We start from the raw sequence: 7,265 nt of genomic DNA on the forward strand, positions 1-7,265 counted from the left end.
TGAACACGCTGACCCGCAAGGCGCTGACACGGTTTGTCGAGAGCGCGGCTTTTGAAAAGATGGCGGAGGGCGATGCCGCACCGCTTGGGTATCCGGCGGGCATGGCAGCGGTGGCTGTGGTCGTGGTGAAGCTGGGGCGCAAGCCAAGCTGTGCGGATGCGCGTAAGGCCGGTGCGCAACTTGCCAAAATCCAGAACAGTGATGACCTGCTGGTCCTCGCGGGTACGATCGCGCGCGCAGACGAGATTGCGCTGGGGCTCGCGCTGCGGGGCTATGCGTTCGAGAGCCATAAGACTGCGCCAGCCAAAACGGTTGGAAAGGTCACATTCATGGTTTCGAAGCCTGAAGACGTGGCGAAAGCGGCGGCACCGATGGCAGCTGTGGCCGAAGGCGTGTTTTTCACCCGTGATCTGACCAATGAACCCGCCAATGTGCTGACAACGGATGATTTCGCCGCACGGCTTGCGGCGATGCAGGAACTGGGGCTTGAGGTGGAAATCCTCGAAGAGGATGATCTGGCCAAGCTGGGGATGCGCACGCTTTTGAGTGTCGGTCAAGGATCGGACAGCCCTACCAAAGTGGTTGTGATGTCCTGGAACGGTGGCGGCAAGGAAGCGCCTTTTGCGCTTGTGGGCAAAGGCGTGGTCTTTGACACCGGCGGCATCAGTCTCAAACAGCCCGGTGGTATGGAAGAGATGACCATGGACATGGGCGGTGCGGGCGTTGTGGCAGGTGTCATGCGCACGCTGGCGCTGCGCAAGGCCAAGGCCAATGTCGTTGGGATTGTGGGGTTGGTGGAGAACATGCCCTCGGGCAATGCCACCCGCCCCGGTGACGTGGTGAAATCCATGAAAGGCGACACGATCGAGATCATCAACACCGACGCCGAGGGCCGTTTGGTGCTGGCCGATGTGCTGTGGTACGCGCAAGAGCGGTTCAAGCCGGTGGGCATGATCAATCTGGCCACTTTGACCGGCGCGATTTTGGTGGCCTTGGGCCATGAAAACGCAGGGATGTTCTCGAACTCGGACGATCTGAGTGCCGCTTTTGCGAAAGCCGCGGCTGCGGAAGGCGAAGGCGTCTGGCGGATGCCTTTGGGGGCGGGCTATGACGCGGAGTTGAAATCACGGATCGCGGATATGAAGAACGTCGGCGGACGCATGGGCGGTGCGGTGATTGCCGCGCAGTTCCTGCAGCGGTTTGTCAAACCTGACGTGCCTTGGGCGCATCTGGATATTGCGGGTACCGCCAGCGTGAAGAAAGAGACCGCACTGGCCCCTGCAGGGGCGACCGGCTGGGGTGTCATGGCGCTGAACCGGTTGATTGCCGACAATTACGAGAAGGGCTGATGGGGGCTGCGTTTTTCTACCATCTGACCGACAGCCCGCTTGAGGCGACCTTGCCGATGTTGATCGGCAAGGCACGCGGCGCAGGCTGGCGGGTGCTGGTGCGTGGGCATGACGCGGCACTTTTGAAGCGGTTGGACGAGGTGCTGTGGCAGGGCCCCGAGGACGGGTTTCTACCCCATGGCCTTGCGGGCGGTCCCTATGACGCGGACCAACCTGTCTTGTTGGGCGATGTACCCGGTGACGGGTTTGCCTGCGTCATGAGTGTGGGTGGGGCCGCCGTAAGCGCCGAGGAAGTCAGCGCCGCCGAGCGGACCTGTATCCTGTTTGATGGCCATGATGGTGCAGCACTTGATGTGGCGCGTGGCCAGTGGAAGGCGCTGACCGACGCAGGCTGTGCTGCGCAATACTGGGCGCAAGAGGCAGGGCGCTGGACGAAGAAAGCTGAAAAGGAGGGTGGATCCTGATCCACCTTACCTGATGCGCTGATCCGCTAGAACGTGAATGTCGGGTCAAACCCTTCGGGCAGCTCGGCGGGCGCGGGCGTGCAGGCAGCCAGAAGAAGCAGGAGGGCGAATGCGCGGATCATCGGTTCAACACCAGTTCACCGTTGGAAATCTCGATCCGGTTATAAAGCCCCAGATAGGTCATCCCCAGTAGCGAATTGTCCATTTCGCCACCGTTGACCACGGCTGGCACATTACGGTCGGTGATGGCACCCAATCGTACCTGATCCAGCACCACAGGGGCCGTGCGGACCACGCCATTGGCGGTGCTGGCCGCGCCCGAGTAATTCAGGCTGTTGGCATCAATCCCGATCCGTGCCGCATCGCGTTGGGACAGCACGACCTGGCTGGCACCGGTATCAATGACAAAGTCAATCGCCGTGCCGTTGACATCAAGGGTCAGATGATAGTGCCCGTCATTGCTGCGCGGTACGGCGATGGCGCTTTCGCTGAGGATGGTCTGGCGCGGGTTGACGTTATTGCTGATATCCTCCCACAGCCCGTAAGCGCCGATCACGCCGATAAAGATCAGCGCCCAGATCGCGGCCTGCTGCGCCATCTTGCCCATATTCTTGCGCCCGACCACGATGGCCGAGCCGCCAATGGCGGCCCCCAGAAGGACCAGATAGGTCAATTGCATGATTTGGTCAGTGGTCATGGCACAGATATAGGCACTAGGCGCCGATCCCGAAACCCCGCAGACCATCAAGCACGAATTGCACGGCCAAAGCCGCGAGCAACATGCCCAGAAGGCGGGTGACGATGTTCAGGCCAGTTTTGCCCAGCGCACGTTCAATTGCGGGTGCGGCAAGGAAGGCCAGAAGGACGATCAGCAGGACAGCGATCACCACGCCTGCGATGGCCCCCATTTCTGCAGCACTCTGGGTCTGGCCCGCCAACAATATGACCGTGGTGATAGCACCGGGACCAACAATCAGCGGCAGGGCCAGTGGAAAGACTGAAGGGTCGTCTTGGTGTTCGGCCTGACCTTCGGCGGCCTCACCGGCACGCCGCGCCTGTCGGCGCTGGAAAAGCATGTCCAGCGCGGTCAGAAAAAGCAGGATCCCGCCTGCGATGCGGAAGGCGTCCATCGAGATGCCGATAAAGCCCAGGACCGCCTCGCCCAGCAGCAGGAACACCATCATCAGCCCTGCCGCGACCAGAAAGGCGCGCAGGGCGATGGCGCGGCGTTGCTGCGCGGTCATGCCTTGGGTCAGGGCAATGAACACTGGCGCAAGACCGGGGGGGTCGATGATGATGAACAGCGTTGTGAAGGCTGCGATGAGGGCTGGTATTTCGGTCATGGTATTCTGTCTGCCAGATGTGGCCGCGCGGTGGCAAGGGCAGGATTGCCTCCGGCGGAAGTTTGAGGGGACGCAGAAAGTCCGGGATCAGCTTTTTTCGGCTTTTTCGAGTTTCTCGAGCGATGCCATCCACATGGCCTCGGCGCGGTCCAGACCGTCCATCACTTCGGCGTATTTCTTGTTCCATGTGGCAAGCTCACCCGCCTTGCCATCCTCGTAGAGGACGGGATCGGCCAGTTTTTTGGCGAGCTTGTCACGCATGTCGTTGATTTTCTTGACCCGTTCCTCGTTGTTGCGCACCTCTTTGCGCAACGCGGCAATCGCTTCGCGCGACGGTTTTGGCGCTTTGACGGGGGCGGGTTTTTCCTTTTCGCGGGGCTTTTCCGGCGTCAGCAGCATTTTGCGATAGGCGTTCAGGTCGTCGTCGTAAGATGTGACATGACCGTCTTTCACAAGCCACAGACGGTCGGCCACCATGGACAAAAGGTGCATGTCGTGGCTGACAAGGATCACCGCACCGGAATAGGCGGTCAGAGCCTCGACCAGCGCTTCGCGGCTTTCGATATCAAGGTGGTTGGTGGGCTCGTCCAGGATCAGAAGGTGTGGCGCGGGCAGGGTGGCCAGCAAGAGCGACAGACGTGCCTTTTGCCCACCGGACAGACGGCCCACTGCGGTATCGGCCTGATCCGCACCAAGGCCGAAACCGGCTAGTCGGGCGCGCAATTTGGCCTGGCCTTCATTGGGGCGTTCGCGGAACAGGTGGTCAAGCGGGGTTTCCTCGATCCGCAGCTCATCGACCTGATGCTGGGCGAAAAAGCCGATCCGCAATTTGTTCGAGGTCACCATCTTGCCACGCGCAAGCGGCAGACGGTCCGAGAGCATCTTCGATAGGGTCGATTTGCCTTCACCGTTGCGCCCCAGAAGGGCGATCCGGTCGTCTTGGTCGATCCGCAGGTTCAGATCGTGCAGCACGATGGTGTTGCCATAGCCTACGGCGGCCCCTTCGGTCGCGATGATCGGCGGCGAGAGTTCTTCCGGCTCAGGGAAGGTAAAGACCGTGCGTGCCGCATCTTCGGGCGCGCGGATCGTTTCCATCTTTTCGAGCATCTTCACGCGCGATTGTGCCTGCTTGGCTTTTGAGGCTTTCGCTTTGAAGCGGTCGACAAAGGCCTGCAAATGCGCGCGTTGCGCGTCCTGTTTCTTGGCCGCCGCTGCTTGCACCGCGCGGTTGGCGGCGCGTTGGCGCGCGAAGGTGTCATAGGGGCCGGTGTAGTAGATCAGGCCCTTGTCTTCGAGGTGCAGGATGCCGCCGACCGAGCGGTTTAGCAACTCGCGGTCGTGGCTGACGATCAGCACGGTGTGGGGGTATTTGACAAGATAGGCCTCAAGCCAGAGCGCGCCTTCAAGGTCGAGATAGTTTGTCGGCTCGTCGAGCAGCAACAGATCGGGTTCGGAGAACAGCACTGCGGCAAGGGCCACGCGCATCCGCCAGCCGCCCGAAAAAGCCGAACAGGGCATCTGTTGTTCTTCATGGGTAAAGCCAAGGCCTCGCAGGATGGTGGCGGCGCGCGCCTCGGCGGACCATGCCTCGATATCGGCCAGACGTGTCTGCACCTCGGCGATGCGGGCAGGGTCTGTGGCGATCTCGGCCTCGGCCAAAAGCGCCTCGCGTTCGGTATCGGCGCGCAAGACGGTGTTGATCAAAGACACCTCGTTGCCGGGCACCTCTTGGCTGACGCCGCCGATCTTCCAGCCTTTGGGGATGCTGACACTGCCTGTATCAAGCACCATTTCGCCGCGGATCACCCGAAACAGCGTGGTCTTGCCCGAGCCATTGCGCCCCACAAGCCCGACCTTATGGCCGGCAGGGATGGTGACGGTTGCGTGTTCGACCAGTGTGCGGCCTTCGACGGAATAAGTGATATCTGAAATCTTGAGCATATGCGCGCTATGATTGATCGTCTGGGCGGGGTCAATCACCCGTTTTCTGCAGCCCTGCGATTGTTGTGGCTGGTACCACGAGAGGCACGTTGCTAAGCGGTGGGTATGGATACACCGCGCACCATCTTTCTGGCCAGTCTAACCATCGTGGGTTTCGGCATGCTTTGGGGTTTGTACTGGCTGCCCTTGCGCCAGATTGATGCGCTGGGGCTGACGGGGCCTTGGGGCACTGTGGCGATCATGGTTGTGGCTGTCACGGTGCTGGCCCCTTGGGGGTGGCGCGGGCGCCATCGGCTCCTCAGGTCGCACCCCATGGCTGTTGCCTCGCTGGTCCTGGGCGGCTGTTCGCTGATGCTTTATTCGCTGGGCCTGCTTTACGGGCGCGTGGCGATTATTGTGATCCTGTTCTACCTCACCCCGATCTGGAGCACGCTCATTGGGCGGTATGTGATGGGCTGGCCGATCACGGGGCCGCGCATTGCCGCACTGCTGGCGGGCATCGTGGGGCTTGTTGTGATGCTGGGCGGGGATGGTGAGCTGCCTGTGCCCCGCGGGCTTGGCGAATGGCTTGGCCTGACAAGCGGGGTTTGCTGGGCTGTGGCCTCGATCGGGATCAAGGTAAAGGCGACGGCGCGACCCGCGGAAAGCACGTTTCTGTTTGCCGTGGGGGCCTTGGGAGGCGGGCTGATTCTGGCGCCGCTTGTGGCCCCTTTGCCGGATATCGCGGCACTGCCGCAACCGGGCGCCGTTGCCTTTTGGGTCGTGTTTTGTGCCATCCTATGGTGGGCGCTGTCGATTGTGGGCCTGCTCTGGGCCACGACGAAGCTGGAACCGGCGCGCGTGGGAATTTTGATGATCTCCGAGGTGCTGATCAGTGTTGTGTCGGCTTCGGTGATCGCGGGTGAGGTGTTGTCGCCCGGCGAATGGATAGGGGGCAGCTTGGTATTGGTCGCAGGTGTGCTGGAGTTTTTGCCAAGCCGCAAACCGCGCCCTGCCTAGCAGCGCGCAATTCACGCCTTTTCATGGCCAGACGCGCATGGTAGGGCGCAGCCATCATTTCACCGAGGCATCCGCCTCGTAAATCATCAAGAGGCTCACATGGCTATCCAGCGTACTTTTTCCATCATCAAACCTGACGCCACCAAGCGTAACCTGACAGGTGCAATCACCGCGAAATTCGAAGAAGCAGGCCTGCGCGTTGTCGCATCCAAGCGCATCCAGTTGACACTGGCACAGGCGCAGCAGTTCTACGGTGTGCACTCCGAGCGTCCGTTCTTTGGCGAGCTGTGCGAATTCATGATCTCCGAGCCGATTGTTGTGCAGGTTCTGGAAGGCGAAGACGCGATTGCGAAAAACCGCGAAGTTATGGGTGCGACCAACCCCGCAGACGCAGCACCCGGCACGATACGCAAGGAATTCGCCCTGTCCATCGGCGAAAATTCGGTCCACGGGTCCGACGCGCCTGAGACAGCGGCGGAAGAGATCGCATTCTTCTTCTCCGGTCTCGAACTGGTCGGTTAAATCAGGGCTAGCCCTGACCTGCGGGTCAAGCCACAGAACCGTCCGCGCCTGATTGGTGCGGGCGGTTTTTTCTTTGCGCACGACGCAGCGCCAGCGTAGCTTCGATCATCGCGAGCAGGGCCGTGAGGATCAGCAGCGCTGTTGTGCCAACCTCGACGATCATCCAGCCTGCGATCAGGGGAAAGCCGAAAATCCCGATAAAGTAGGTCAGCGCAAAAAGCTGCAGCGTTTGCGCGCCAAGACCATCATCGGCATCCTGTACGGCCATGCTGACCAGCAGTGGATAGGACATGCCGTAGCCGAGCCCGAAAAGGAAGGCGACAAGCAGATAGGCGGGCAGGCTGGCCCCGCTGAAGATGAACAGCACCACGCTGGCGCCCATGATATATTGCAGCACCGCGATGGTGCGATACGTGTTCTCGCCCCCCTTATAGCGCGCAAGGATCATCCGCCCCACAACCACCGTTGTGGTGTAGGTCAGGAAGAATTGCGCGTAATCAAGCCCGCGCGCATCGGCGAAAACGGTCTGGAAATTGGCCATACCTGCAAAGACGCTGGCCCCCAGACAGACCATTGCAACGGGCAAGCGCGCAGGCGAAAGCGCCACACCGCGCAGGGCCGCCAAGGTGATGCGCGAGGGGACCTCG

8 protein-coding genes are annotated in these 7,265 nt (G+C 61.1%); 4 read left to right on the forward strand and 4 right to left on the reverse strand.

Annotated elements, in window-relative coordinates; genetic code table 11:
* Both VGP75_RS04920 and VGP75_RS04925 read left to right on the forward strand, forming a co-directional pair.
* On the forward strand, nt 1–1,349 hold a 1,349-nt coding region (locus VGP75_RS04920; protein ID WP_327542592.1), incomplete at its 5' end, for a leucyl aminopeptidase.
* Nucleotides 1,349–1,813 carry a DNA polymerase III subunit chi gene (locus tag VGP75_RS04925; protein ID WP_327542593.1) on the forward strand — a complete coding sequence of 155 codons (465 nt, stop codon included), beginning with the start codon at nt 1,349–1,351 and terminating at the stop codon, nt 1,811–1,813. The genes VGP75_RS04920 and VGP75_RS04925, both read left to right, overlap by 1 nt.
* A 118-nt stretch (nt 1,814–1,931) precedes the next feature.
* Here VGP75_RS04925 and VGP75_RS04930 read toward each other — a convergent pair whose 3' ends face one another.
* The 3 genes from VGP75_RS04930 to VGP75_RS04940 all read right to left on the reverse strand — a co-directional run bounded on the left by VGP75_RS04930 (nt 1,932) and on the right by VGP75_RS04940 (nt 5,097).
* The gene (locus VGP75_RS04930; RefSeq protein WP_327542594.1) at nt 1,932–2,510 is read right to left on the reverse strand and encodes a retropepsin-like aspartic protease family protein; all 579 of its coding nucleotides are present in this window, start codon (nt 2,508–2,510) and stop codon (nt 1,932–1,934) included.
* A gap of 16 nt (nt 2,511–2,526) precedes the next feature.
* A complete protein-coding gene (locus VGP75_RS04935; protein ID WP_327542595.1) occupies nt 2,527–3,156 on the reverse strand; it encodes a MarC family protein in 630 nt (209 codons plus the stop codon).
* Between the two features lie 87 nt (nt 3,157–3,243).
* On the reverse strand, nt 3,244–5,097 hold the full coding sequence (locus VGP75_RS04940) for an ABC-F family ATP-binding cassette domain-containing protein (protein ID WP_327542596.1): 1,854 nt from the start codon (nt 5,095–5,097) through the stop codon (nt 3,244–3,246).
* Nucleotides 5,098–5,202: 105 nt separating this feature from the next.
* On the opposite strand from VGP75_RS04940, the gene VGP75_RS04945 reads away from it, so the two are divergent.
* A complete protein-coding gene (locus tag VGP75_RS04945; RefSeq protein ID WP_327542597.1) occupies nt 5,203–6,096 on the forward strand; it encodes a DMT family transporter in 894 nt (297 codons plus the stop codon).
* A 99-nt stretch (nt 6,097–6,195) separates the two neighbouring features.
* Nucleotides 6,196–6,618, forward strand: a complete 423-nt coding sequence (gene ndk, locus VGP75_RS04950) for a nucleoside-diphosphate kinase (RefSeq protein WP_110278672.1) — start codon at nt 6,196–6,198, stop codon at nt 6,616–6,618.
* Nucleotides 6,619–6,643: 25 nt separating this feature from the next.
* On the opposite strand, the gene VGP75_RS04955 is transcribed toward ndk, so the two are convergent.
* Nucleotides 6,644–7,265 (reverse strand): MFS transporter (locus VGP75_RS04955; RefSeq protein WP_526025502.1); only part of this gene is annotated, 622 nt, incomplete at its 5' end.

It is taken from the genome of Yoonia sp. (assembly GCF_036007805.1).
Taxonomy (GTDB): Bacteria; Pseudomonadota; Alphaproteobacteria; order Rhodobacterales; family Rhodobacteraceae; genus Yoonia.

Coding starts and splice junctions, on each gene's coding strand:
- VGP75_RS04925 (WP_327542593.1), top strand. CDS start 1,349: ATGGGGGCTGCGTTTTTCTACCATCTGACCGACAGCCCGCTTGAGGCG.
- VGP75_RS04930 (WP_327542594.1), bottom strand. CDS start 2,510: ATGACCACTGACCAAATCATGCAATTGACCTATCTGGTCCTTCTGGGG.
- VGP75_RS04935 (WP_327542595.1), bottom strand. CDS start 3,156: ATGACCGAAATACCAGCCCTCATCGCAGCCTTCACAACGCTGTTCATC.
- VGP75_RS04940 (WP_327542596.1), bottom strand. CDS start 5,097: ATGCTCAAGATTTCAGATATCACTTATTCCGTCGAAGGCCGCACACTG.
- VGP75_RS04945 (WP_327542597.1), top strand. CDS start 5,203: ATGGATACACCGCGCACCATCTTTCTGGCCAGTCTAACCATCGTGGGT.
- ndk (WP_110278672.1), top strand. CDS start 6,196: ATGGCTATCCAGCGTACTTTTTCCATCATCAAACCTGACGCCACCAAG.